The sequence below is a fragment of the Streptomyces sp. NPDC006140 genome (assembly GCF_040628815.1).
Taxonomy (GTDB): domain Bacteria; phylum Actinomycetota; class Actinomycetes; order Streptomycetales; family Streptomycetaceae; genus Streptomyces.
Genome location: NZ_JBEXTS010000029.1, coordinates 1 through 24,282, shown reverse-complemented (window position 1 = coordinate 24,282; position 24,282 = coordinate 1). Strand labels below are relative to the sequence as shown.

The window sequence follows — 24,282 nt, the reverse complement described above, 5'->3', positions numbered from 1 at the left end:
CAGAAGGGCCCGGTTCCCGGGCCGCCGACGACCAGCAAGCGCACGACGAGGGCGATGGCGGCAGTCAGCGAATCGGCCGCGATGCGCAGACGGCCGAGCGGATGGTGGGCTCGATGAGGCGGCGTACCCGCCGGTCGTAGTCGAGGGCGCGCAGGGGGCCGGTTGGTCGTCACGGTCGGCGATGGCGGCCGGATCGCGACCGTGGGCTCCTGGTCCGGCTGCTGATCCGGCGGGCCAGCACACCTGAACGTCCGGCCGCTCCCGTCGTACGGTGGTCCACCTCTGTGGCGGTTGCCTGGCCGAGCCGGCATTTGTGCCGCCGCCGTTCAGTCGCCAGGCACCGCCGCCGGGCAGGCTCGTCGGCGGTCGACGGCCCGCCCGGAGGGCGCGAGGTGATCGTCAGGCCTGGTAGGCCACGTTGGCCATCATCCCGGCCTCGCCGTGGTAGGCGTTGTGGCAGTGCAGCATCCACTGGCCCGGGTTGTCGGCGTCGAAGAAGACGGACAGCTTCTTCTTGGGCAGCACGATCGCAGTGTCCTTGCGCGGCCCGGAGTCGCCGATCTGGTACGTGTGGCCGTGCAGGTGCATCGGGTGCCACATGTCGGTGTCGTTGATGAAGTCGAGTCGTACGCGCTGGCCCTCCTGGATGAGGATCGGGTTCGCCTCGGGGGCCTTCATGTCGAACGGCTTGCCGTTGATGGCCCAGTTGTACTTGTCCATACCGCCGGTCAGCTTGATCTGATGCGTCACATCGGTGTTGGCGGACTTCAGACGCACGTCGTCGGCGGCACGCAGCTGCGACGCGGACATGATCATGCCGTTGAGTTCCTTCGGACGGGCGGTCGGCTTCGGGGGCCTGCCCGAGCCCGTACGCACCAGGGCGAAGCCGTTGGCGTTCTTGCCCTCCGCCAGGGCGACGAGCGGGAAGACCCCGTCCCCAAGGGCGACCAGGACGTCGTAGCGCTCGCCCATGCCGACCAGCAGGGCGTCGACCTCCTGATGCTGGACCGGGAAGCCGTCGGTGTGGGTGATGGTCAGCTTGTGGCCGCCGAGGGCGACGCGGTAGGCGGTGTCCCCGCCGGCGTTGATGATCCGGAGGCGTACCTTCTTGCCGGGCTTGCTGGCGTAGACGTCCGGGTCGGTCGCCACGCGGCCGTTGATCAGGTGATGCGGGTACTTCACGTCGCCGGCGTCGCCACCGAGCAGCGGGCTCTCGGCACCCATGAGCATGAACTTCATCGGCATGCCGCCGGACGAGGCGGACGGGGAAGGGGAGTCCCCCGTGTCCATCCCGCCCATGTCCCCCATGTCATGGCCTTCCATGCCGCTGGAGCTGGGGCTGCTGCTCCCTCCCATGTCGTGGCCCATGCCTCCCATGCCCTGCCTGAGTTCGGCGAAGACCTCGTCGGGGGTGCCGGTGACGCCGTCCACCCAGTCGTCGAGGAGAACGACCCACTCGTCGTCGTAGTCGAGGCTCTCTTTGGGGTCTTCGACGATCAGCGGGGCGTACAGGCCGCGGTCTAGCTGGACACCGACGTGCGGGTGAAAGAAGAAGGTGCCCGGGTGGTCGGTGATGAACCGGTACGTGAAGGTGGAGCCGGCCCGGACTGCTGACTGGGTGACCGGGGGCACGCCGTCCATGTCGTTACGCATGGCGATGCCGTGCCAGTGGATCGACGTGTGGGTCTTGTCGGGGAGCTGATTGGACAGCTCAGCGACCAGGGTGTCGCCGACGGAGAGCCGGATCTCCTTGCCCGGGGCGCGGCCGTCGAAGGCCCAGGTCCTCGGCATGACGCCGCCGCCGAGGTCGATCATGGCAGGCGCCGCGGTCAGGGTGACCTTCTGCTGGCGTCCGGTGCTCTTCCGCTTCTTCTCGGTGGCGGCGACCGCTGAGGCGGAGGGGCTGATCAGGGCGTTGCCGCCGGAGCCACTCCCGTTGCTGCAGGCGGTGAGCACGCCCGTGCCGGCGACTCCCAGTCCGGCGAGCAGGACTGAGCGGCGGTCGATGCTGTTCATGGGGGTTGTGTCCTCTGTTCTCGTAACTGCCGATGTGGTCGCGGAGAGACGGCACGACGCATCGCGCGCCGTCCGGTGCGGCCTATATGCGCAGTTGAGAGAGGACGGACAAGTCGGGCGGGGCGCGACCGACCGTGCTGGCGGGCACGCGCCCGGCTGGGTTCCGCTGGCGATCGGCGAGCAGGGGCACCCCGGCCTCTTCGGGCACGGCGAGCGGTACGGATCCGACGCTCGCCGCAGTGCAGTGCTGCATGCCGGGCGCTGAACAGGGGCCGGTGTCGGCGCTGTGCGTGGAGGAGGGCTCCCAGGTGGCCGACGCCGCCTCGTTGGGCGTGGCGGAGGTGGTGTGCCGGGCATGGACAACGCTCGGCACGGAAGAAGCATCCATCGCGGACATCGATGAGGCACTCGTCATGTGCGCGGCGCCCGTTGCAGCCGTCTCGTGGTGGACGAGCACGGCCAGCGCGACGCACAGGGTGAGGAACACCCCGTACGTCCAGCGGACGGCCCTGCCGCCGCTGCGAGCTGTCCGTATCGCCATGAACTCCACCCGCATCTCACTTGACGGTCGACTGCATCGTACCCCTAGGGGGTACCTAACGTACCGTCGTGGTCCGCTAATGTGATCGTTACTTCGCCGGAAGTCCTCCATAAGAGTGCAAACCAGTGATGAAGATGTTGACGCCGTAGTAGTTGAACACGAACCTGGCGAACGCCCCCAGGCCGAGCACCGCCGCACGCCACCCCTTCCATTCGGCGGTGGCATGGGCGTGCAGGTACGCCGCGTAGGCAACCCAGGTGATGAAGGCCCAGGTCTCGTTGGGGACCCAGCCCCAATAGCGGCCCCACGCGGCCTCCGCCCACACCGCACCCGCTGATCGCAAACCTCCACAGCGGGAAGGCCAGCAAGGTCAGCCGATACGCCAGCTTGTCCAGCGTCCGGCTGGACGGTAGCCGCCGCCGGAGATGATCGCGGCGGAGACGTGGATCCACAGCCAGTACGAGTGCAGGGCCGGCACGGGTTGGGCGGAGTCGACGTAAAGCATCGACACCGCTAGACCAAAGGTGAGCAGGACCGAGAAGAGGACCGGAGCCCCCAGCCATCGGACCGGCTTGCGGGCCGCGAGCAGGCAGACGTACGCGGCCGACGCCGTCAGGGCGAAGGCGGTGGAGAACTCGTACACGTTGCCCCACGGCGGCCGACTCACCGAGCACGGTCAGTGAGACGCCGATCCGTCCGACGAGGTCCGCCTCGGGACTGCCATGGGGAACTCCGGGGCCGTCGCCGGTGTCCGTGACGGGTTCTTCCGGAGGCGCGGCCGCGGGCGGTGCCAGCACTTGCGTGCTGCTTCCTGTTGCACCGCCCATGGCCGCGCTCCTTGTCCGGTCGCGCGAGGGCACGACCGGAGTCTGTTGTACCGCCGAAGGGGCGGCGGTGTTCCGCATTCCCGGGCCGCGGCCTCCGAACGCCCACTCCGCGTAGGCAGCGAGAAGGCGAGCAGATAGACGGCGATCACCGAGTACATCAGCCAGTTGGCGAGCTGGGCCAGGTTCTGGTCCGCGAGAGAGGTGTTACTCACTTCTGCTCCTGATGCAGGGGCTCGGGGGTGTTCACGTCCGGCGAGGCGGCCTTCACTGCGGGGTACCGCTCGCGCAACTCGTAGGCGAGTTCGGTCACTTCCTCGGTCCTCCGCTCGGGCTCCACGCGCACCCACACACGTCGGCGACGGATGAACAGCGACGCGCACAGGCCGAGCCCCATGGCCACCGAACTCCACAGAGCCGTGTTGTTGCGGGTTGCGGGCGATCTGGAAGCTCGCCCATTGCTTGATGCCGTCGAAGGTGAGCGAGCCGACGCCACCAGGGAGTTTCATCCGGCCCCCGAGGCTCAAGGCCTGCGCAAACGGGGAGCCGTCGACCTTGCGGAACTGGGTCATGCGGCTTGAGTCGAGCTGGTAGACGTTCTGCGGCTTCCCGCTGTCCAGTCCGAGATCGCCGTGACAAGCGGTCAGGACCAGCACCAGGTCGTCCCGCAGGGAAGGAGGACCGCCAGCCATTCCCGTCCAGCTGGACGGTGGGCAGGAAGAGGCCCGTGAAGCCGAGGCCGTCCCGTTTGCCGTTGCGGGCGTCCGGTGCCTTGATCACGCCAGCCGAGGTCAGGTTGCCGTCCTGCGGAAGGAACGCGGCGGGCCCCTGCCACGCGCTCTCACCCTTGCCGTCGCGGACGGTGACGACCGGGGCATAGCCATGGCCGACCAGGAAGACCTTGGAGCCGTCCACTTCGAGCGGCTTGTTCACCTCGACCCGGACATCCCGCGTCGGGCCGCCGTCGCTCGTGCTGTAGTTCAGGCGGGCGGTGAAGGAACGGGCGGTGCCGCGCTGCGGGCCGCTGCGCTGATACGTGGCCGAGAAGCCTTTCATCGGGAAACTGAACGGCTGGAGGCTGTCGGCGGAGGTCAGCGGGCCGGGGCTGAAATCGTCGTACTGCGTGAGGGTATTGGTGAAACTGTCGCCTTCGAGGACGAGTTTCTGGCCGGTCGTGCCGAAGAGGCCTCCGACGGCGAGCGCGATGAGCAGTCCGAACAGGGAGGTGTGCAACATCAGGTTTCCGGCCTCGCTCAGATGTCCCTTCTCCGCCGCGACCGAGGCGCTCCCCTCCAAGTCGACGTCGGCCCGGAACCGGCGCCGCCGCAGCAGATCGGCGGCCCTCAACAGCACTTCGCCCCGGTCGGCCGATGCGGTCCATACGTCGTGATGCGGCAGCCGGTCCAGCCGCTTCGGCGCCGCCGGCGGGCTGGACCGCAGCGTGCGTACGTACTGGCGGGTCCTCGGCACGATGCAGCCCACCAGCGAGACGAAGAGCAGCAGATAGACGGCGGCGAACCAGGGCGAAGGAGTAAACGTCGAAGAAGCCGAGCTTGTCCAGGACCGGCGCCAGGTCGGAGTTGCGCTCGCGGAAGTCGGCGGCCTGGGCAGGCTGCCTCCCCTCCTGGGACACCAGAGAGCCGGACACGGCGGCGAGCAGGAGCAGGAGGAGCAGGACGAGCGCCGTACGTATCGAGGTCAGCGAACGCCAGGCCCAGCGCAGCCAGCCGACAGGCCCCATGCCACCGGGGCGACCCTGCGGCCCGGATTCGCTCGTACAGGTATCGCCTTGCATGAGAGGAGCGGCGAGACTACGAAAGTAATTAGTAGCCACGGAGAGAGTCTGACACACGGCAGAATCCATTCTCCGACCACCCCCGTCACCCTTCGAGCGGAACCGGGAACCGGCGAGTCACGTCCATCGTCTACGAAGGCACTTAGCTCTTGAGAGAACGGAGAGGGGTCTCATGCGACAGCGCCTGACAGCACGGCTGAACCGCCGGATCGTACGGCCACTCGCCCTCGCCTCGGCCGCCGCCGTCGCCCTCGCCGCGTGCAGCGCCGGCGGCAAGGCGGACAGCAGCTCGGACATGGCAGCCGACGGCGGGAAGAACGGCGGCCCGGCCGCGATAGTCGTGGAGCCGGGCGCAAACAGCCAGAAGGTGCCGGTCAGCCGGAAGGTGACGGTGCGCGCCCAGGGCGGGTCCCTGTCGTCCGTCGAGGTCCGCTCCCCCGGCCCGGGCAAGCTCTCCGGGACTTGGTCCAAGGACAAGTCCGTATGGACCTCCAGCACCGCGCTGGCGCCGGGCGCGACCTACACGGTGAACGCGAAGGGAAAGACATCCGACGGGTCGGCCCTTGACAAGACCGCCTCCTTCACCACCGAGGCGGCCAGGAACACCTTCGTCGGCACCTACAACCCCGACAAGGGAGCGAAGGTCGGCGTCGCGATGCCGGTGTCGATCACGTTCAACAAGCCGATCCACGACAAGGCTGCGGTCGAGCGGAAACTCAAGGTCACCTCGTCCCCCGCCGTCGTGGGTGCCTGGAGCTGGATGAAGGACCGAGACGGCAAGGACCGCGTCGACTACCGCCCGAAGGAGTTCTGGAGGCCGGGCACCAAGGTCACCCTGCGCATGGACCTGGCCGGCGTCGACGCGGGCGACGGCGTGTACGGCACCCAGCAGCGCGTCGTGAACTTCACCATCGGAGACGCCGTGACCAGCACCGTCGACGTCGTGAAGAAGACCATGACGGTAGCGAAGAACGGCAAGACGCTGCGCACCCTGAAGGTATCCACCGGCAAGAAGGACTTCGAGACCTGGAACGGCACGATGGTCGTGCTGGGCAAGGTCCCCAGCATCCGCATGAACTCCGCCACGGTAGGCATCTTCGGCTCCGAGGCGTACGACATGAAGGCGGTGAAGTGGGACGTCCAGCTCACGCCCTCAGGGACGTACGCCCACGCTGCGCCCTGGAATGAGGGCAAGTTCGGCCGCGTCAACGCCAGCCACGGCTGCATCGGCATGAGTACGGCGGACGCCAAGTGGTTCTACGACCAGGTTCGCCTCGGCGATCCCGTCACCGTCGTCAATTCCAAGGACACCGTGGCGATCAACAACGGCTACGGAGCCTGGAACGTCGACTGGCAGACCTGGAAGAAGGGCAGCGCCCTCGACTGACCGGCAGAGGGCGCGCCCCGCGTTCTTCTCTACGGCTCCCTCACGGTAACGCTCGCAGCCAGCGCCTGCCGGGGCGTCGGCAGGATCCACTGCCGGGGCCTTCGTACGACGGCGGCGGATCCGCTGCTGCGATGGGCAGCATGTCCGCCGGAGCCATGGGGATTCAGGCTCCGACGGACGAGGGCTGGCACACGGCGTTCGGCCGGGACGCAGTGCTGTGGAGCCCGCCCCATCTGCTGGCCATCGTGGCCACGTTCGCCCGACCGGGGCGTCCACGACCGAGACCTGGATGCCGGTCCGGGCCGGCTCCTCACAGATCCTGCACGGGACCCGGCCGCTCTACCTCCCTTCCGCTCCGCAGAAGGACGGCGCGGGCAGGACGATCGCCACCGTCGCGCTGTACGAGCTGTCGACGGCGACCCTGCTCGCCATCGCCCGCTCCGGCCGCCATACACCACTGCCGCAGGCGTGAGCACGCGTCCGCATCCCGGCGGCGGGTCGCGGACCATGACACGTACCACCCAATGGCGGCCCGAGTCGGCGGCAGTGCGGGTCGAGGCCGTCCACGCGTCCCCCACAAGTGCCCGACCAGCGGGCGCGGCTTCGCGGACGCCGCGCCGCAGGTCGCGGCCGCCGGACTAGCGGGCATCCGCCAGCGCCCGCTCCACTCCCGGTTCCTTCGGCCCGAGGAATTGGGGGTCCGGCTCGACCACCGCGTCCCAGGCCGCCTTGCTCGCGGCGAACAGCTCGCGGGTTGCGCCGTAGTACCAGACCGCGTCGTGGTGGTCGGCCGCGCTGACGCCGTAAGAGTCGACGCCCGCGTCCTGGCACAGGGTGACCGCCCGGCGGATGTGGAAGCCCTGGCTGACGAGGATCGCCCGGTCGACACCGAAGATCTTCTTGGCCCTTACGCAGGAGTCCCAGGTGTCGAAACCGGCGTAGTCGCTGACGATCCGGTCGGCCGGGACACCGCGATGGGTGAGGTAATGCCGCATACTGTGCGGTTCGTTGTACTGGTGGCTGCTGTTGTCGCCGGTGACCAGGACCACGTTGACGCGGTCCTCGCGGTAGAGCTTGGCAACGGCGTCGAGGCGGTTGGCGAGGAAGATCGACGGCTCGCCGTTCCATACCAAACCCGCGCCGAAGACCACGGCGACGTCGGTGCGCGGGACATCAGCCGTCGTCCGTAGCCGGTCGTCCGCCGTTGCGAACACCCACATCGCGGGCAGGAGCACCACCACGCACAGCATCATCGGCGCGTACAGAGCCCACCGCCACGCACGGGTGCGCGGTAGATGTGGCCAGCGGATGGTGCTCAGGTGTGGGCGCGGCAGACCCATGACAGTGCTTCCCCCCAAGGTCGTCGGCCACCGATCTCGGCGGCGCGGCTTGTGCGTCGAGACGGTTCCTGTCGACTCGAAAGGAACCGCTGCTGGATAAACGACGGACGCTGGGCATGGTCTCCCCCGACCTCGCATCGTGATCAACTTCACTCGGCGCCCCAAAGCAGCAGGCACCTCGGCCCTTGCCGTCCGGCCTCACGCTGGGCTCACTCCGTCACAGATATCACATGGCTACGTAGTAGGTTAGTATTTGCCTGATGTTCGATCCGGCGGTCTCACCACGCGCGCAGTCGCCGGCCGCCCTCGGCTGCCCGGTGAAAGAGAAGGTGTTGGTGGACTACCGTCACGTGTCAGGAACCTGGCCCCCGGAAGTGGTCCCCGACATACCGCTCGCGTCAGAGCCGGAATACCACTGGCGTGGAGTGTCATCCCAGTCCCACGGCCACCCGGATCATGGATTCGCGCACTCGTACGCCGATCACGCTGACACGGACCCGGTGTTCAGCGGGACGCCGGGCACCTACGGCGAACTTGTCGCTCAGCATCACACATGGCAAGCCACCCACGGTGGCTGGCACGATGCGGCTCTCCCGTGGGGCCACCCCGGTTACCCGACCGAGCTGAGCGAGCCATGGCACGGGGGCCAGTGGGCGGACTCCACCGGCCAGGACTCTACGGCCTCATGCGCAGGCGCATCGTTCGAAGCAGACATATCAAGCCCCGCCCCTTCAGGCGACGAGACACTCACGTCCCCGGGCATCCCGGAAGGGCCTGAAGCCGGCTCTCGCCGTGGCGCTTCCCCTGGCCGGAGGACGGCGCACCACGCCGGTGGCCGAGGCCGCCGGGCGCCTCGCCGGAGGTCCGCGTTCTTGTCTGTCGTCGCCCCCTCAGCTGCGTTTCTGGGCATGGCCGGGATCGCAGCCGCCTCCGTCGGCTTGAGCGGCAGCGACAAGGCATCGCGGGCCACCGCCGTTCCGAGCGTCGACCCCGCCGCGGTCAACAGCGAGTTCGACACCCAGCTCGCCACCCTCAGCCGGGAAGCCGACGACTTCGCCGACCGCGCCAGCCGCACCCAGGAACGCCTCGACCTCGACCAGCAACGGCAGGAGGAACAGCGGCGCAGAGTCGCCGAGGCGGCGCGCAAGAAGGCGGAGGCTGCACGCAGAGAGGCACTGCGCCCCAAGTTCGCCCTCCCGGTCGCGCAGAAGGGAGTCGGCGAGCTGTTCGGAGCGGTCGGTTCCATGTGGTCGAGTCGGCACACCGGACTCGATTTCCCGGTGTCCACGAACACGCCCGTGATGGCCGTGACCGATGGCACGGTCGCGGCCGAGTGGAATCCGTTCTACGGGAACCTCGTCAAGGTGACCGCTCCCGACGGTACGCAGACCTGGTACGCACACCTCGCCAGCGCCCGAATCCGCTCTGGCTACGTCAAGGCGGGGACTGTCATCGGTTACGCCGGCAGCACCGGCAACTCGTCGGGCCCTCATCTCCACCTGGAAGTCCACCCAGACGGCGGTCCTGCGATCGATCCGCTGGCTTGGCTGCGCAGCCACGGTCTCGACCCGACGTAAGGAGCCGGGGGGTCGGTGCGGGTGCGCCGACGGTCCTGGCAGCCCCAACCTGGGCCACGCCGCACGCGGAAGCCAGTGGCCAACCGCACGGGGTAACGCCCCCTGATGCCCTGCGGCTGCCATCGACACGCAGGCACCCTGTCGCACCGATCGGCTGTGGCGTGTCCGCCAGTGGCACGGCGCAGCGAGTCCATTCGCGGCCAATGCGGTACCCGCCCGGCACCGGTCACCTTCAATCTAAGTCATTTAGTAGAATCCGATGGCGAGGCCGCAGGCAAGGGGGCGGTACGGAAGGGCCGCGGGAACATGCGGGCCGCCCGAGACGGCCATTTCGCCCCGCACCGACGCCTCCTGATCCGCCCGTGAAGGAAGCATGTTCATGCCATCCACATCGTCCTGCAAGGCGAAGTCATCGACGAAGGCTGACCGGCGCCGGTTGAAGGTGGTCGAGAGGGCTGTCGCGGCACGGCGGCCGGGCGGTGAGCCGGGCGTTTTCACCGAGGCCGCGCGACGCCGGCCATTGCTGCGGTCGCGACGGACAAGGATCCACGGCCGCCGGGCGTTGCAGGACAAGCCATACCGAGGGCATGCCCGACCACAGCAGCAGAGCGTCACCTCTGGTGGAGCAAGGAGCATTCGGGCCCCAGACCACCCCCACCTGACCGCTCCCGGAAAACGCCGGATGTGAAAAGAGAGGGGTGAGGGCGCATGTCGAATCCGCCAGCAGGATGCGAGGAAATCCGTGAGTGCTCGGGGCATACGTGATCAGGGCGCTGGAGCCGGGGGAAGACGCGCCGATCGAGGCTCACCTCGCCGTCTGTGCAGCGTGCCGCTCCGAGCGCGACAACCTCGACGGCGCGGTCCGGCTGCTCCGCGAGGTCCGGCCGTTGCCGGCCGAGAGTCACGAGGCGGGATCGGCACAGCCGCCTCCCGCAGACCGCGGCGCTCCATTGGAACAGCGCGGTCGCGGACGGCAGCAGGACCCCTTTGGCGCCCCCTGGCGAACACGGCGGGCCAAGCGATGCCGCTATTCAACTAACTAACTTAGTGACCTAGCGGATAAGATGCCTGCCGACCGGACGGGCAACCGGCCCGGCGGCGAGTCGGAACGGCACCACCGCCACGGGACACCTGCCGGGGAACAGGAGCTTTCGTGTCCATCGCCCAAGCGGTCGGGCCGCGCCCGCACCATGTCATCGCCCTTTCCGGCAGCTCGGGGAGTTGTATTCCTCTGCTCTACAGGCGGATTGTTCCGGACCGGCGGGAGGCGCCACTCCCGAGCCCGGGTCGGGCCGACGCACAGCCCGTCGCGTGCGCATCGAGCCTCGCGGCACGAAGCCCGCGGGGCGTCCGGAACCCGGGATTCGTCGGCGAGATCCTCGGTGGCCGCGCTGAGACTGTGGGAGCACGATGCGGCGGGGACCGGACCCGCTGCCGTCCGGCGTTCCGGTGATCTCGACCCGGCTCAAATGGTGTCGCACGATGCCCTGCCCCATGCCGCCGCGTGGGATGAAACCACCGCGGGCGGTGCATGACGTATGACTCCCCCGCCTGACTCTTCCTCCCTGCCCTACTCGCAGCAGGTCCCGCACCTGGCGCACCGAGCCCCGCCGCCGACGGGGGCGGGACAGCGACTCCTGAGCCTGACCGGCGACGGAGTTTACGGAACCACAACAAACGTCGCCTTCACACATCGCCCGGCATGCGGCCCGCTGCGCGCCAATCCTGCCCCCGCACTATGCGACCGTCACAGAACGAGGAGAACCAGTGCTCCGCTCATCCCTTCTCGGCCCACCCGCCGACCCTACCGGCCCCTCCGGCACCGCAGACCCCAGGTCGTCGGCTCGGCGCCGAATAGGACGTGTCGCGCTCGCAGCGGGGGCGGCAGCGGGTGTCGGCTTCGGCGGGCTGTATCTGGCCGGGCTGCTGGCTTCCAGCGACGAGGTACCCGAGGGCACCCGGGTGAGCGGTGTGGACATCGGAGGGATGAGCCGCTCGCAGGCACAGAAGAAGCTGGACACTGACCTGGGCGGCGCCTGGTCGGAGCCGGTGAAGGTACGCATCGGCGACAGCGCTGCCGCCATCGACGCGAGCGGATTCTCGCTGGACAGCAAGGAGACCGTCGCCCGCGCCGCGCAGGCAGGGGCCGACCCGTTCACCGTAGTCGGCCGCATGTTCACCAGCGGTGACCGCGAGGTCGAACCGGTGATCCGCGTGGAGGAGTCGAAGGTGAACGCCGCACTGGTCAAGACGGCGAAAGCACATGACCGGAAGGTCCGGGAAGGCGCCGTCACCTTCCACGCGGGAGAGCCGACAACCGTGAAGCCCGTGACCGGACAGTCCCTGGACGTGGACGGAGCGGTCAGGGCCCTGGCTTCGGTGGTCCCCGGCCAGGGCACGGAGCCGGTCCATCTGCCGGTCCGCACGACCGAACCCCGCGTCGGCACGGCGGAGGTGAACCGCGCGATGAAGGAGTTCGCCACACCCGCGATGTCGGCGCCGGTCACGCTCTCCGTGGACGGCCGAAAGGTCGACATCAGCCCGGCGACGCTCGGCAAGCACCTCACCATGAAGCCGGACGAGGCGAACAGGCTGAAGCCGGCGCTCGACGGTAAGGGGCTCCTGGCCGATCCCGCGGTGGCAAGTCCCCTCGCACAGGTCACCGACAAGGCGGTCAACGCGAAGCTGCGCCTGGACGGCGGGCGCGTGGTAGTAGCCTCGGATGGCAAAGCCGGGCAGGAGGTCACGGCCAAGGCGATCCAGAAGGCCGTGCTGCCGCTGCTGACCGAGACCGGGACAGCCCGCACCGGATCAGTGGCCACCGAGCAGGTGCAGCCCAAGCTGACCCGGGACAACATCGGCCGCCTGGGCATCAAGGAGCAGATGTCGACCTTCACGGTCGACTTCGAGCCCGCCCCCTACCGCGTCACCAACATCGGCCGCGCCGCGGAACTGATCAACGGGTCCGTCGTGCTCCCCAGCGAGACCTGGAGCTTCAACCGCACCGTGGGCGAGCGGACGGAGACCAACGGGTTCGTCGAAGGCATCATCATCAACAACAACCAGTTCGAGAAGGCGGCCGGAGGTGGCGTCTCCGCCGTCGCCACCACCACCTTCAACGCCCTTTTCTTCGCCGGAGTCAAGCCGGTGGAGTACGGGGCGCACTCCTTCTACATCGAGCGCTACCCGGAGGGCCGCGAGGCGACGGTGGCCTGGGGGAGCCTCGACCTGAAATTCCGGAACGACTCGGGCAACGCCATCTACATCGACGCGCGTGCCACGGACACCTCGATCACGGTCACCTTCCTTGGCACCAAGAAGTACGACGAAATCGAATCGGTCAAGGGCCCACGCACCGACGTCAAAAAGCCCGCAACCCGCGAGGGCGCCGGCGACAAGTGCGTGCCGCAGACCCCGCTCGAAGGCTTCGACGTCGCGGTCGACCGGGTCTTCAAGAACGATGGCAAGGAAGTCAAGCGGGAGACGTTCAAGACGCGGTATGTGCCGCGCGACAAGGTCGCCTGCGATGGAGAGACCGCCGGGTGACGGGCAACGGACCCAGCGGTGCGCTTCCGGGCCCGGACCGGTCGACTTCGGGTAGAACGCGCCCGTAAGCCCGGTCGCGTCTGACGCGGGCAGACCCGGCGCGCTGCTACCCAAAGCTGGGCATCCGGCCGTCGGCACCACGAGGGCCGGTCTCCGCCGTCTGCGGCAGCCGCTGTCGACACCCGAGGGCGGGGCCGGTCCTCGGCCGACCGTCAGCCCGGGCAGGAAACGCCCAGTGGCCCTCACCCCAGACCGCCAGCGCGGTGGCCGGGGCGAGTGCCACAGCCAGGTTCGGCAGCGGATAGTCCGGCCCGATAGATCTACTAAGTAATTAAGGAGTGTAGTAGTTTCTTTGCGTGGACGCAGACACGCGCTCAGTCGCCTACCCGAGCCCTGCCCTGTCGACCCCGCGCAGGTCCCTCGAAGGGCCTGCGACCGGGGCGAGGAAGGCCGATCACCAGCCAGAGGAGACGGGCTTCCGAATCCGGTTCATGGACATGGACGACCTGCCGTTCGTGGTGGCTGAGCACCTTAGGTACTTTCCGGACGGCTTCTTCGCGCGGCTCGGGCCGAAGTTTCTGGCCGCGTACAACCGGACCTACCTCACCGGCCCGGATGCGCGTGCTTACATCGCGGAGATGAACGGACAGCCGGTGGGCTTCCTCATCGGCGAGGTCGACCCAGCGGCGCACCGCCGCCATGTGCTGCACGAGTCCGGGCGCGGTCTGCTGCTGCGTGCCCTGGGCAGCCTGTGTCTGCGGCCCCGTCTCGCGCTGCACTTCATACGTACCCGGCTGGTCCGCTACGGCCGCAAGCTGATACCGAACCGGGCGGCCCCGCAATCTCCCGCCGCCGGTCCCATCGGCATCACCGCTGTCCTGGACTACGTCGTCGTGGCTGAGCACGCCCGCTGCCGTGGCATAGGGGCCAGGTTGATCGCGCGGTTCGTCAAGGACGCCACCGATGCGGACTGTGCGCTTGTCACTCTCGTCACCGCAGCCGAGGGCGGGGCGGGACCGTACTACGAGCGGCACGGATGGCTGCGTCAGGGAGAGATCCGCACGCCCGAGGGCCGCCGCCTCCTCACCTACGGCTTCCCGCTGAACGAAGGCCCGACGCGGGAGCGCCATTGAGGCGTCGGCCTCGTCCGCCCAGCCCAGGGCCGACCAGATCAACCTCTCACCGGGATCGTGGCCATGCTCGGCACGGCTGCCCCGGAAGCACTCCAGGAGATCCTGCTTGACCAGCCACGCACCGGAGACGGAGCGCACGCGCACCACGACCCGCCCTCGCCCCCCGCACAGGGACACAGCGTCCCCGCGCACGCTGCGCTGCAAGCTCATTCTCGCAGGAGTGGCGCTGCTCTCCACGACGATGCTTCTGGTCAGCGGCTGCACGTCCTCGTCGGCGTCCGAGGACGCGCCGTCCACGCCGCCGGGTACCGACAGCTCCGAGACGTCCTCGGCACGACCCTCCCCTACGCCCAGCCTGACCCCAGTCCCAACCCGATCCCTCACCCCATCGCCCACACGGTCTCTGGATGCCGCTGTCACGGAGATCACGGACGCCCAGTGGTCCCGCATGGTCAAAACGGGGCTGTGGCGCAAGGGCTGTCCCGACGTCAGGGATCAGCTGCGCCGGGTGGAGATGAACTACGTGGGCTTCGACAGCGAGGTGCACCGCGGCGTCCTCGTGGTCAACGCCGACGTGACGGCCAGCGTCGTCCGCATCTTCTCCAAGCTGTTCGAGGAACGCTTCCCCATCCGCCGTATGCAGCCGATGGAAGTCTACAACGGAGACCTCGACGCCAGCCTGGCCGACGACAACACCTCCGCGTTCAACTGCCGCCGCCCCGACCAGATCAACGCGCCCTTCCGGGAGTCCCCGCACGCCAACGGCCGCGCAATCGACATCAACCCGCTCGAGAACCCGTGGATCAACCTGCGGACCAAGAAGTGGTCGCCCAGCGCCAAGTACGCCAAGCGCACCGAAGGGAGGGGCAAGATCCTCGAGGGTGGCCTGGTCTGGCGGGCGTTCATCGAGGAGGGATGGGTCTGGCAGGACATCAAGGTCCCCGACTACATGCACTTCGACACCGGATACCCGTCCAAGCCCTTCAAGGGGCCCAGCGCGAGGCCGTCCACTGCCGCCCCGTCGACCGCGGGGCAGTCGGCCTCGGCGGGGTGAGCGGGAGAAGGTCCGGCGACGGGCAGCTGGTCCGGTCGACACGCCACTGACAGCCGATCACGCCGTGTCGGGGGACCCGAACGGAGCAGCAGCCGCCGTACGGAAGGCGTTTACGGTGGGCGGCCCATCGACCCCACCCCCGCTGATAGCTCCGGCCGACAGCCGGACACACCCCTGGCCACCTGAACACTCTTCGTCCCCGAAACGTACTAAGGGCACTAGCAGTCAATGCCCACGCGGCTCCTCTGTGTACCTCGTACGACGAGGCGGCGTCGGCAGCGCAGGCCGCGCCGTGCTCGGGCGATCGGGAAGGGTAAAGATGGGAATTCTGGCGCTCAGTTGGGCCATAGGGCTGGTCTCCGCCTTGGTTGCCGCCGTCAGCGCGGTCCGGTTGGTCACCACCAGCGGTGAAGGGCGGTTCGCGGCGGGCGGTGACCTGCTGATGGGCCTGTGCATGGCCGCCATGGCGCTGCCCGCGACGGTCGGCTGGTACGCGGGCTATGGCATGTGGTGGGCGGCGGCGTTCGGTCTCCTGGGACTTGGGGGCGTGGCGATGATGGTCAAGCACACGCGCTCGTGCGGGTGGAAGAGCGGCCGCCACTGGGTGCACCTCATCGTCGGCAGCGTCGGCATGGTGATCATGACGCTGGCCATGACCAGTACGTCGTCCGGACCGGTGCTCGCCCTGGGCGGCGGACACTCCATGGCGCACATGCCGGGCATGGAGAACATGGCGAGCTCGACCCACACGCACGAGATGGCCGGCATGGAGTCCATCGAGGGGATGGGCTCCGTGCACCACGGGATGGACACGCCAGGCATGACGAACGCCGCGGCCGACGCCGGATCTTCCGCGGGGTCGGGTTCTGCGTGGCGGTATGTGGTCGTGGCACTCGCCGTGTATTTCCTGCTGTCGGTCGGTGCATCCCTGTGGGCCCGGATCCGCGGTACGGGGAACGGCGGCCGGAGGGCGGGCTCCAGGTCGAGCCCGGGCCGCTGGCTGCTCGCCATGCCGGACACGGTGCTCGTCTACCTGGCGTCGCTGACCATCTCGGTGTGGGACAGGACCAGGTCGGACCAGCGGTCCGGGCACGGTCGGCGCCGCAAGCTCGGACCCGCGCCGGACGCGGCGCTCGCGGCCCATATCGGCATGGGCGGGACCATGTCCGCGATGCTGCTGATGATGGCCGTGTGACGCCGGTCGTCACTGACCGGCACGACGACGGCGCCTCCCGGTGCCATAGCCCCACAAACTATGATCCACAGGGCCGCGTATCGCCACGGACCGGAATCACGACCGGTCCGGATCTGCGACTCGTGCTCGGTCTCCGGAACGGCAAGAATGGACCCAAGCGATCGACGTGCCCGGGCGGGCCCGGATTCCGCGATCACCAGCGTGGCCCACCTGCGGGCGCCTATCCGAAGGGTCCGGTCCGATGTCGCCTCCACAGCTCCGCAGGCGTTGCGTTCCGTGGGCGCTCGGAGCAGCTGCCGTCCTGCTGCTCGCAACCGCTTGTGCCGACGGGGACAACGAGCCTGCCTCGACCTCACCCAGCCCCTCGCCCGCCATGTCCACCACTACCGCGGGGGTGGATCGCATCACGATGGAGAACTTCGCGTTCAGCCCGGAGGATCCCCAGGTGCGGCCGGGTGAGAAGATCACCGTGGTGAACAAGGACTCCGCCGCCCATACCGTCACCGCCACGGAAGGCGACGCCTTCGACACCGGCAGCATCGCGGACGGGAAGTCCGGGACGTTCACGGCCCCGTCCAAGGCCGGCGAGTACGCCTTCGTCTGCACCTTCCACCCGAACATGACGGGCACGCTGATCGTACGCTGAGCCGTCCGAGCCCCGGCCGACGGCACCGCCTGACACGGGCGTCGGCCGAGGTCATGCCGCAGAGGCGTCAGGCCACGGACACGGTGGATGCTGCGGGCAGGCTCGCCTCTGTCCGGACGCGCGACGCCCGCACGCCGAGCAGTCCGAAGCCCACAGCCAGCCCGCCCCAGAGCAGGCCCATGGACGCGGCCGACAGCACCCGGAAGTCCCACACCAGCCCGGCCGGGGCGGTCACGGCATCGGGGTTGTCCGGCAGCGCGAACAGCGACGCCAGCGCGGCCACCACGATGGCCGCCACAGCCAGCTGACGCAGCGGCGTGGAACGACCGTGTTCCACCAGCCACTCGTGGACGCGCCAGGCCAGGACGACGGCGATCAAACCGATCGCGATGGCCGCGAGCCATGCGTTGACACGGGTGTCGAGCGTTCCCGGATCACCCACGCCCGGCGGGTTGGCCGGGTAGCGCAGGAAGGGCAGCAGCCAAACCCCGGTGAATCCGGCGCCCGCCAGTACCAGCGACCGTCGCCAGGGCGCGGTGTCCGGATCCCGGCGGTGCAGGATCGCGTACACGACGGCGAACAGGACGCCGAGCGCCGCTCCGGTGAGGACCGCGGCCACCAGCAGGCCCGCGTGCTGCGTGGAGCGGGAGAAGACCTCTGCCGCGGCCGGTCCGCCGCCGGCCTCCTTACGGACGGCTTCCAGCCGCACGGCCCGGTCCAGTACCGGCTCGGCCAGCAGCCACGAGAATCCTCCGCTGACCACGCCAGCAGCTCCACCCGCGAGCGCACCGCGCCCGAGCAGGGACAGAAGTGACGTCACGAGTGCCCCTCTCAATGGCAGGGGCCGGCAAGAAGGTGCCGACCATCGTGGGCGAACTCGTGGACATAGTTGGCGGATGCCGCGACCTTGCCCAGGACCGGCGACAGCAACGCGCCCTGGTCCAGGAAGACCGCGTCCAGCGCGACCAGGGCGAGGATAACCACTGCGGCAGCGATCAGCCCGTCTCGCAGCGGGTGGACGGCCAGGCCCGCGGCCGGTCGTGCCTGTGGAGCCGCCGAAGCGCTCATGGAACCTCCTCGCGGGGTGCACACGCCCCGCCGTTCAGGAGGACGACGGGTCAGTGTCTGACTCCCGGGACAATCCCGGTCACAGTGGCGGGACCGTCCCGGATTTTCACCGGGTTCCTGCTCACCGTCGCCTCGATGTGAAGTTGTCGTCGCAGATCGCGACGGCTACTAAGTAAATTAGCGAAATCGGCACCGTTCAAACACGCCATGTGGGCAGAACCACAGACTCAATACCCCTCGGGGGTATAGTGTTGTTATCCGTCGGGGAGGCTGGACACCCAGCCGCAACCCGCCGAACGACCCCACGCACGCAACCTGAGGAAGAAGCCATGACCACCGAGACGAACACCAGCTCCTGCTGCGGCACCGGTTCCTGCGGCTCCGGGAACACGGTCGACATCGAGGGCGCGGGCGTCACCACCGTCTACAAGGTGTCCGGCATGACCTGCGGCCACTGCGAGGGCGCGGTGTCGAAGGAGATCTCCGCGCTTGACGGCGTCACCTCGGTCCAGGCCGTCGCCAAGACCGGCGAGGTGACCGTCACCTCCGCCGCGCCGCTCGACGAGGGGGCCGTCCGCGCCGCCGTCGACGAGGCCGGCTACGAGCTCGTCGGCCGCGCCTGAACGACTGCCGTGCCCTGGGCCCCGGCCCCGCTGTGCCCCCGCGCCGGGACGTACCGCTCCGCTCAAACGGACGCCGTACGTCCCGGCATCCCCCAGGAGATACGCACATGACCAGCACGGCTACCGAGAAGGCCCCGTCCTCCACGGCCACCGCGCCAGCCCGTGAGGTCGAACTCTCCATCGGCGGCATGACCTGCGCCTCGTGCGCGGCCCGCATCGAGAAGAAGCTCAACCGCATGGACGGCGTCGCCGCGACCGTCAACTTCGCCACGGAGAAAGCCAAGGTCACCTACCCGGAGGGCATCGAGGTCGCCGACCTCATCGCCATCGTCGAGAAGACCGGCTACACGGCCGAGGAGCCATCCCCGCCCGCCTCAGTCCCTGCCCACGAGCGCGAGGGCGAGGCCACTCCGGCGGCGGACAGCGAGCTGCTGTCCCTGCGGCAGCGTCTGTACGTGTCTCTGGTGCTGACCGTGCCCGTGGTCCTGATGGCGATGGTCCCGGCCCTGCAGTTCGACCACTGGCAGTGGCTGTCGCTGACGCTCGCCGCTCCGGTCGTCGTCTGGGGCGCCTTCCCCTTCCACAAGGCCGCGTTCACCAACGCGCGGCACGGTGCCGCGACCATGGACACGCTGGTGTCCATCGGCACGCTCGCCGCCCTGGGCTGGTCGCTGTGGGCGCTGTTCTTCGGCCATGCCGGGATGCCGGGCATGCGGCACGGCTTCGAGTTCACCATCTCCCGTTCGGACGGTTCGTCCTCCATCTACCTGGAGGCCGCGGCCGGCGTCACCACGTTCATCCTCGCCGGCCGCTACCTGGAGGCGAAGTCAAAACGCAAGGCGGGTGCGGCGCTGCGGGCGCTGATGGAGCTGGGCGCCAAGGACGTCTCGGTTTTGCGTGACGGCAAGGAAGTACGTAAACCCGTCGCGCAGTTGGCGGTGGGTGACCGCTTCGTCGTGCGGCCCGGTGAGAAGATCGCAGCGGACGGGACCGTGGTCGAGGGCGCCTCGGCGGTCGATGCCTCCATGCTGACCGGCGAGTCCGTGCCGGTCGACGTGACCGTCGGCGACGCCGTGAGCGGCGCCACTGTGAACGCCGGAGGCCGACTGGTCGTCGAGGCGACCCGGGTCGGCGCCGACACTCAGCTCGCCCGCATGGCCAAGCTCGTGGAGGACGCGCAGAACGGCAAGGCCGAGGTGCAGCGCCTCGCCGACCGGATCTCGGCGGTCTTTGTGCCGGTCGTCATCCTCATCGCCCTCGGCACCCTGCTGACGTGGCTGTTCGTCACCGGGGATGCCGCTGCCGCGTTCACCGCCGCCGTCGCGGTGCTGATCATCGCCTGCCCGTGCGCTCTCGGGCTCGCCACGCCGACCGCCCTGATGGTGGGCACCGGGCGTGGTGCCCAGCTCGGCATCCTCATCAAGGGTCCCGAGGTCCTGGAGTCCACCCGCCGTGTCGACACCGTCGTCCTGGACAAGACCGGCACCGTGACCACGGGCCGGATGCAGCTCCAGGACGTCATCCCCGCGCCCGGAGTGGACAAGGATGAACTGCTGCGGCTGGCGGGCGCCTTGGAAAACGCCTCGGAACACCCGATCGCCCAGGCCATCGCCACCGGCGCCACCGAGCGAATCGGCAGCCTGCCCGTTCCGGAGAACTTCGAGAACGTCGCCGGCCTCGGCGTCCAGGGCGTCGTCGACGGACATGCTGTGCTCGTCGGCCGCGAGAAGCTCCTCAAGGAGTGGGTCATCGAACTGCCCCACGAGCTGGCCGACGCCAAGGCCGCCGCGGAGGCCGAGGGACGTACGGCGGTCGCCATCGCCTGGAACGGCGAGGCCCGCGGTGTCCTGACCGTCGCCGACGCGATCAAGGAGACCAGCGCCGAGGCGGTTGCCGAACTGCGCAGGCTGGGTCTGACGCCGGTACTGCTGACCGGCGACAACCAGCTCGTCGCCGAGTCCGTGGCCAAGGCGGTCGGCATCGACGAGGTGATCGCCGAAGTCCTGCCCGAGGACAAGGTCGACGTGGTCAAGCGACTGCAGGGCGAGGGCCGTGCGGTCGCCATGGTCGGCGACGGCGTCAACGACGCCGCTGCTCTCGCCACGGCCGACCTGGGCCTGGCCATGGGCACCGGCACCGACGCCGCCATCGAGGCCGGCGACCTCACCCTCGTGCGCGGCGACCTGCGAGTCGCGGCGGACGCGATCCGCCTGTCCCGCAAGACCCTCGCCACGATCAAGGGCAACCTCTTCTGGGCCTTCGGTTACAACGTCGCGGCCCTGCCGCTCGCCGCTGCCGGCATGCTGAACCCGATGATCGCTGGAGCCGCGATGGCCTTCTCGTCGGTCTTCGTCGTCACCAACAGCCTGCGCCTTCGGTCCTTCAAGTAGGCAGATGAACAACCGGTTCTCCGAGACGTCCGGCCTTTGTAGCCGGACGCCTCAGCGTTGCCCGGGCCCGGGTCGCCCACGCTCGGCCGCCGAGCCAGTCTGGGCACCGTCAGCCCCGGCGTGAAAAGGTCCCTGCCCTCACCACGAGAACGCAGAGTCAGTAGTTGCCCAGTCGCCCGAGCGGCATCTGCCAGCTCGCCGTTGTCGGAAACCGACGGGTGCGCGCAAGGGCAGGCTCCTTTGGAGGACGTGGCACCTCCCCTGCCCGTGCGCGCGGCTCGGGGCTTGCTTCAGATCAGGTTTCGCCGCGTCTGCGGCCCCGCCGGTTAAAGCCGCCGCCCGAAATCGCTGCCTGGCAGAGCCGCGCTGCGGCGGACCTTTCACAGCGCACGGTACTAACCCGCTTAATGGATATGCGCATCCCAGTCACCAAAGTCGTAGACCTGACCCGCCGGACCATATGTCGTACGGCCGGGCGGTAACACCCGGCGCACGACGACTTGGCGCAGCGCGTGCCCGGCCTTCGCGCTGCCCAGGTCATACCGCCGGGCCCGGCCCAGGCCGGATCACGTGCGCAGCAGCCGTTCGATGGCCCGCGAGGCCTCTGCGATCTTGTCCTGGGCCACTTGGCCTCCGCCGACCATGGCGTCGTGTACGCAGTGGTTCAGGTGTTCCTGCAGCAGGTGCATGGCCACCGCCTGAAGGGCTTTGGTGGTCGCGGCGACCTGGGTGAGTACGTCGATGCAGTACTGATCCTCCTGCACCATGCGCTGCAGACCACGGATCTGGCCCTCGATACGACGGAGCCGCTTGAGGACGGCGTCCTTGTCGTCGAGGTAGCCCGGCGGGGGCTGCTCGGCCTCGACTGGCTCCAGCGGCGTCATACTGTCCAAGGGTATGACCTGGCGATGCCCTACGGACGGAAGTCCGCCTCTGCACCGGGGATCAGGGTGCTGGGCCCGGCGGACGAAAAGGGGTGTCCGAAAGCCCGGAGGAGTGTTGGACACCCCCTGGTCTGGGCTGCGGCACCGCACGCCTTGCAGACAGTGGCACAGGCCTGGAGGATCGCCCGGGTGATGTTGGCGTCGTAGCCGGTGTGGCGCAAGAGCACCGACGCGGTGGCATTGCAGATGTCAGCGCAGTCGGCGTTAGTGCGGATGCACTTGGTCAGCTCACCGACCATCTCCTCCGACAGGCAGGCGTCCGCGCACGCCGTACACGCCTACGCACAGGCGATGCATTCTTCGATGCAGCGGGCGAGCTTCTCGCGGTCGACCCGGCCCAGGTCGGCGGGGTGGGTGTCGAGCATCTCCTTAACCGCGGTGGCCGGCCTTCCTTCCGGCCTGGTGCGGGGCTCGCGGGCGCGCCGCTGCTCGGCGCCCTCTTCGCGATCGGCTGGACGCCGTGCATCGGCCCCACCCTCGCGGCGGTCCTGTCACTCGCGGCGGACAGTGCGAGCGCAGGACGCGGGGCCGCCCTGTCCTTCACCTACAGCCTCGGCATCCCGTTCCTGCTCGCTGCTGCGTCCTTGACGGGGCCATGCGGCGCTTCACCTGGGCACGGCTGCACGCACGGGCCGTGATGTGCTTCGGCGGCGTGCTGCTGATAGCGGTAGGCGTGATACAGGTGACCGGCTGGTGGGGCCAGTTGATCGCCCGGCTCCGTACGCTGATCACCGGCTTTCGGCTTCCCCTGTGAACTGCCGCAGACCTGCCCCAGGCTGGCACGCCCACCCGACATAATCTAAATTACTTAGTAGAAAAGTGATCGGCAGGGCCCACACGTGACCCTTCACCCGCCAGGAGGTCTCCATGCCCCAGTCCCTGTACCCGCTGCTGCTCCTGGCCTGCCCGATCGGCATGGGCCTGATGATGTGGCTGATGATGCGCGGAGGCTCGCACACATCGCGGCGGAACGATTCCCTCAGAGGGCAGGCCGAGCTGACCAAGCTGCGCAAGGAAATCGCCGAGCTACGCGCCGCCCAGACGCACACACACCAGCCCTCGCGGAACTGACACAGAGACCGACAGCGCCATGACAGCGGCAGTCGTACTGATCGCCGTGCTGCTCCTCACCTCCAGCTGTTACGGCATCGCGCGCCTGGTCTCGCCCGAGCCGCCTGCCGCCGCTCGCTCGGCTGCGAGGACGACGTGCGGCACTGGAAGACGAGGAACGATGGTGCGCGGGCCTACTGCTGCACGACCGGGTCGACGCACACTCGTACAGTCTCGCCCTCGGACATCGCATCGCCCGACCCCGCCAGCCCAGAGGGATCGGCCGCTCTTACTAAGTAAAATAGTGACTTAGGATGGCGGCCAGTCGCCGACCGGGAGTCCGCGAGTAGGTGCTCCCCGTCGCCTGGCCTGCCGGTCGGCGGCCCGATCACGAGGAGCAGCCCCTATGCGTACCTGGCCCGCCCGCAGATGGGCCGTGACAGCAGCGGTCACTGTGATGGCGGCCATCGTCATCGGCGTGCCGACGGGTGTGGTGCCGACTCCCTTCTATACGCGGATGACCCCGGTGCTTTGGTGGAACTACCCGGTCTGGCTGGTCAGCTCCGTACTCGAGGGCCTCCTCGTGGCCACGTACGTACGCGTCGGCCCGACTCAAGCCCGTGAGACCGCGCCAGCCGAATGTCCCCGCACCGCACGCGCCTTGGGCGCGGGTCTGCTGGCCGCCTTCGCGGTGGGCTGTCCGATCTGCAACAAGCTCGTAGTGCTCACCCTCGGCATCAGCGGCGCCCTGGCGTACTTCGCCCCCGTGCAGCCGGTGCTCGCGGCGGCCTCCGTCGCGCTGCTCCTCTACGCGCTCGTGCGGCGGCTGCGCACCGCAAATGTCTGCGCAGTGTCTCCATGAGGGCTAATCCACCGCGTATAACCCGCCCCCATGCGGCCACGCTCCGTTCCTGATGTGCCTGCTGCACCGGTGGCCTGCTCCTGTGCGCCTCGTTCCGGCCGGGCGGAGGTCGTGGTTCCTGATGCCCGCTCGGCCCGCCTGCCTGGGCGATGCCCTTCGGCATCGTCGGGGCCGCACTTTCACCACGACCGTTTTTCACTGAGCGTTTTCAGAGTGGTCACCGGTCGGGTGACGGGGCGGCTTCCCGCAACGCACGAGGCTCCTGTGCCGTTGAGAGAGGTGTTCGACGTC

At 68.7% G+C, this 24,282-nt stretch carries 20 protein-coding genes, 6 pseudogenes and 1 riboswitch; of the genes and pseudogenes, 15 read left to right on the top strand and 11 right to left on the bottom strand.

Annotated elements, in window-relative coordinates; all coding sequences use genetic code 11:
- Nucleotides 1-399: 399 nt before the first annotated feature.
- From ABZ386_RS41010 to ABZ386_RS40985, 6 genes and pseudogenes are all read right to left on the bottom strand, one after another.
- A complete protein-coding gene (locus ABZ386_RS41010) occupies nt 400-2,016 on the bottom strand; it encodes a multicopper oxidase family protein (RefSeq protein ID WP_355725195.1) in 1,617 nt (538 codons plus the stop codon).
- An 82-nt stretch (nt 2,017-2,098) separates the two neighbouring features.
- Nucleotides 2,099-2,557: a DUF6153 family protein gene (locus ABZ386_RS41005; RefSeq protein ID WP_355725198.1), complete on the bottom strand. Its 459-nt coding sequence runs from the start codon at nt 2,555-2,557 to the stop codon at nt 2,099-2,101.
- Nucleotides 2,558-2,645: 88 nt separating this feature from the next.
- Nucleotides 2,646-3,542 (bottom strand): annotated as a pseudogene (gene ccsA, locus ABZ386_RS41000) (cytochrome c biogenesis protein CcsA).
- 194 nt (nt 3,543-3,736) lie between these two features.
- A pseudogene (locus ABZ386_RS40995) lies at nt 3,737-4,073 on the bottom strand (cytochrome c biogenesis protein ResB); the annotation flags it as partial.
- Between the two features lie 31 nt (nt 4,074-4,104).
- A pseudogene (locus ABZ386_RS40990) lies at nt 4,105-4,851 on the bottom strand (cytochrome c biogenesis protein ResB); the annotation flags it as partial.
- 70 nt (nt 4,852-4,921) lie between these two features.
- A pseudogene (locus tag ABZ386_RS40985) lies at nt 4,922-5,122 on the bottom strand (cytochrome c biogenesis protein ResB); the annotation flags it as partial.
- Between the two features lie 226 nt (nt 5,123-5,348).
- Here ABZ386_RS40985 and ABZ386_RS40980 point away from each other — a divergent pair.
- Both ABZ386_RS40980 and ABZ386_RS40975 read left to right on the top strand, forming a co-directional pair.
- A complete protein-coding gene (locus tag ABZ386_RS40980) occupies nt 5,349-6,563 on the top strand; it encodes an Ig-like domain-containing protein (protein WP_355725201.1) in 1,215 nt (404 codons plus the stop codon).
- 289 nt (nt 6,564-6,852) lie between these two features.
- On the top strand, nt 6,853-7,035 hold the full coding sequence (locus tag ABZ386_RS40975) for a hypothetical protein (RefSeq protein ID WP_355725204.1): 183 nt from the start codon (nt 6,853-6,855) through the stop codon (nt 7,033-7,035).
- A 166-nt stretch (nt 7,036-7,201) separates the two neighbouring features.
- On the opposite strand, the gene ABZ386_RS40970 is transcribed toward ABZ386_RS40975, so the two are convergent.
- Nucleotides 7,202-7,903 (bottom strand): ElyC/SanA/YdcF family protein, encoded by a 702-nt coding sequence (locus tag ABZ386_RS40970; RefSeq protein WP_356506332.1) that lies wholly within the window; start codon nt 7,901-7,903, stop codon nt 7,202-7,204.
- Between the two features lie 830 nt (nt 7,904-8,733).
- Here ABZ386_RS40970 and ABZ386_RS40965 point away from each other — a divergent pair.
- The 7 genes and pseudogenes from ABZ386_RS40965 to ABZ386_RS40935 form a co-directional block, all read left to right on the top strand.
- A pseudogene (locus ABZ386_RS40965) lies at nt 8,734-9,480 on the top strand (M23 family metallopeptidase); the annotation flags it as partial.
- Nucleotides 9,481-10,226: 746 nt separating this feature from the next.
- Nucleotides 10,227-10,523, top strand: coding sequence for a zf-HC2 domain-containing protein (locus ABZ386_RS40960; protein WP_356619491.1), 297 nt, complete (start codon nt 10,227-10,229; stop codon nt 10,521-10,523).
- A gap of 811 nt (nt 10,524-11,334) precedes the next feature.
- Nucleotides 11,335-13,026 (top strand): VanW family protein, encoded by a 1,692-nt coding sequence (locus ABZ386_RS40955; protein WP_355722474.1) that lies wholly within the window; start codon nt 11,335-11,337, stop codon nt 13,024-13,026.
- A gap of 491 nt (nt 13,027-13,517) precedes the next feature.
- Entirely contained in the window at nt 13,518-14,159 is a 642-nt protein-coding gene (locus tag ABZ386_RS40950) for a GNAT family N-acetyltransferase (protein WP_355722450.1), read from the top strand.
- Nucleotides 14,160-14,607: 448 nt separating this feature from the next.
- A complete protein-coding gene (locus ABZ386_RS40945; protein ID WP_355722453.1) occupies nt 14,608-15,213 on the top strand; it encodes a M15 family metallopeptidase in 606 nt (201 codons plus the stop codon).
- 319 nt (nt 15,214-15,532) lie between these two features.
- Nucleotides 15,533-16,408 carry a DUF5134 domain-containing protein gene (locus ABZ386_RS40940; protein ID WP_355722456.1) on the top strand — a complete coding sequence of 292 codons (876 nt, stop codon included), beginning with the start codon at nt 15,533-15,535 and terminating at the stop codon, nt 16,406-16,408.
- A 373-nt stretch (nt 16,409-16,781) separates the two neighbouring features.
- A complete protein-coding gene (locus ABZ386_RS40935) occupies nt 16,782-17,054 on the top strand; it encodes a cupredoxin domain-containing protein (RefSeq protein ID WP_355722459.1) in 273 nt (90 codons plus the stop codon).
- Nucleotides 17,055-17,121: 67 nt separating this feature from the next.
- Here the strand turns inward: ABZ386_RS40935 and ABZ386_RS40930 are convergent, their stop codons facing one another.
- Nucleotides 17,122-17,874, bottom strand: a complete 753-nt coding sequence (locus ABZ386_RS40930; RefSeq protein ID WP_355722462.1) for a CbtA family protein — start codon at nt 17,872-17,874, stop codon at nt 17,122-17,124.
- An 11-nt stretch (nt 17,875-17,885) separates the two neighbouring features.
- The gene (locus tag ABZ386_RS40925) at nt 17,886-18,122 is read right to left on the bottom strand and encodes a hypothetical protein (RefSeq protein WP_355722465.1); all 237 of its coding nucleotides are present in this window, start codon (nt 18,120-18,122) and stop codon (nt 17,886-17,888) included.
- Nucleotides 18,123-18,173: 51 nt separating this feature from the next.
- A riboswitch (cobalamin riboswitch) is annotated at nt 18,174-18,244 on the bottom strand.
- A gap of 207 nt (nt 18,245-18,451) precedes the next feature.
- Between ABZ386_RS40925 and ABZ386_RS40920 the strand changes: the two genes are divergently transcribed.
- Both ABZ386_RS40920 and ABZ386_RS40915 read left to right on the top strand, forming a co-directional pair.
- Entirely contained in the window at nt 18,452-18,745 is a 294-nt protein-coding gene (locus ABZ386_RS40920) for a heavy-metal-associated domain-containing protein (RefSeq protein ID WP_355722468.1), read from the top strand.
- A gap of 107 nt (nt 18,746-18,852) precedes the next feature.
- Complete coding sequence (locus tag ABZ386_RS40915; protein ID WP_355721868.1) at nt 18,853-21,135, top strand: heavy metal translocating P-type ATPase; 2,283 nt, start codon at nt 18,853-18,855, stop codon at nt 21,133-21,135.
- A 566-nt stretch (nt 21,136-21,701) separates the two neighbouring features.
- Here the strand turns inward: ABZ386_RS40915 and ABZ386_RS40910 are convergent.
- Together ABZ386_RS40910 and ABZ386_RS40905 are read right to left on the bottom strand one after the other, a co-directional pair.
- Nucleotides 21,702-22,019 (bottom strand): metal-sensitive transcriptional regulator, encoded by a 318-nt coding sequence (locus ABZ386_RS40910; protein WP_355721871.1) that lies wholly within the window; start codon nt 22,017-22,019, stop codon nt 21,702-21,704.
- Between the two features lie 146 nt (nt 22,020-22,165).
- Nucleotides 22,166-22,444 (bottom strand): annotated as a pseudogene (locus tag ABZ386_RS40905) (four-helix bundle copper-binding protein); the annotation flags it as partial.
- Here ABZ386_RS40905 and ABZ386_RS40900 point away from each other — a divergent pair.
- From ABZ386_RS40900 to ABZ386_RS40885, 4 genes are all read left to right on the top strand, one after another.
- Nucleotides 22,430-22,717: a cytochrome c biogenesis protein CcdA gene (locus ABZ386_RS40900; RefSeq protein ID WP_355721874.1), complete on the top strand. Its 288-nt coding sequence runs from the start codon at nt 22,430-22,432 to the stop codon at nt 22,715-22,717. The pseudogene ABZ386_RS40905 and the gene ABZ386_RS40900 sit on opposite strands and share 15 nt — an antisense overlap.
- Nucleotides 22,675-22,833, top strand: coding sequence for a hypothetical protein (locus ABZ386_RS40895; RefSeq protein WP_355721896.1), 159 nt, complete (start codon nt 22,675-22,677; stop codon nt 22,831-22,833). The genes ABZ386_RS40900 and ABZ386_RS40895 overlap by 43 nt, the downstream gene beginning before the upstream one ends.
- Nucleotides 22,834-22,946: 113 nt before the next feature.
- Complete coding sequence (locus ABZ386_RS40890) at nt 22,947-23,150, top strand: hypothetical protein (protein WP_355721877.1); 204 nt, start codon at nt 22,947-22,949, stop codon at nt 23,148-23,150.
- A 385-nt stretch (nt 23,151-23,535) separates the two neighbouring features.
- Nucleotides 23,536-23,991, top strand: coding sequence for a hypothetical protein (locus tag ABZ386_RS40885; protein WP_356506333.1), 456 nt, complete (start codon nt 23,536-23,538; stop codon nt 23,989-23,991).
- Nucleotides 23,992-24,282 lie beyond the last annotated feature (291 nt).

Excerpts from the sequence above, each read along its gene's own strand:
- ABZ386_RS40975 (WP_355725204.1), top strand. The coding sequence starts at position 6,853 with ATGCCGGTCCGGGCCGGCTCCTCACAGATCCTGCACGGGACCCGGCCG.
- ABZ386_RS40970 (WP_356506332.1), bottom strand. The coding sequence starts at position 7,903 with ATGGGTCTGCCGCGCCCACACCTGAGCACCATCCGCTGGCCACATCTA.
- ABZ386_RS40885 (WP_356506333.1), top strand. The coding sequence starts at position 23,536 with ATGCGTACCTGGCCCGCCCGCAGATGGGCCGTGACAGCAGCGGTCACT.
- ABZ386_RS40950 (WP_355722450.1), top strand. The coding sequence starts at position 13,518 with ATGGACATGGACGACCTGCCGTTCGTGGTGGCTGAGCACCTTAGGTAC.
- ABZ386_RS40945 (WP_355722453.1), top strand. The coding sequence starts at position 14,608 with ATGGTCAAAACGGGGCTGTGGCGCAAGGGCTGTCCCGACGTCAGGGAT.
- ABZ386_RS40980 (WP_355725201.1), top strand. The coding sequence starts at position 5,349 with ATGCGACAGCGCCTGACAGCACGGCTGAACCGCCGGATCGTACGGCCA.
- ABZ386_RS40895 (WP_355721896.1), top strand. The coding sequence starts at position 22,675 with ATGCGGCGCTTCACCTGGGCACGGCTGCACGCACGGGCCGTGATGTGC.
- ABZ386_RS40925 (WP_355722465.1), bottom strand. The coding sequence starts at position 18,122 with ATGAGCGCTTCGGCGGCTCCACAGGCACGACCGGCCGCGGGCCTGGCC.
- ABZ386_RS41010 (WP_355725195.1), bottom strand. The coding sequence starts at position 2,016 with ATGAACAGCATCGACCGCCGCTCAGTCCTGCTCGCCGGACTGGGAGTC.
- ABZ386_RS40935 (WP_355722459.1), top strand. The coding sequence starts at position 16,782 with ATGTCCACCACTACCGCGGGGGTGGATCGCATCACGATGGAGAACTTC.
- ABZ386_RS40920 (WP_355722468.1), top strand. The coding sequence starts at position 18,452 with ATGACCACCGAGACGAACACCAGCTCCTGCTGCGGCACCGGTTCCTGC.
- ABZ386_RS40915 (WP_355721868.1), top strand. The coding sequence starts at position 18,853 with ATGACCAGCACGGCTACCGAGAAGGCCCCGTCCTCCACGGCCACCGCG.
- ABZ386_RS40940 (WP_355722456.1), top strand. The coding sequence starts at position 15,533 with ATGGGAATTCTGGCGCTCAGTTGGGCCATAGGGCTGGTCTCCGCCTTG.
- ABZ386_RS40910 (WP_355721871.1), bottom strand. The coding sequence starts at position 22,019 with ATGACGCCGCTGGAGCCAGTCGAGGCCGAGCAGCCCCCGCCGGGCTAC.
- ABZ386_RS40890 (WP_355721877.1), top strand. The coding sequence starts at position 22,947 with ATGCCCCAGTCCCTGTACCCGCTGCTGCTCCTGGCCTGCCCGATCGGC.
- ABZ386_RS41005 (WP_355725198.1), bottom strand. The coding sequence starts at position 2,557 with ATGGCGATACGGACAGCTCGCAGCGGCGGCAGGGCCGTCCGCTGGACG.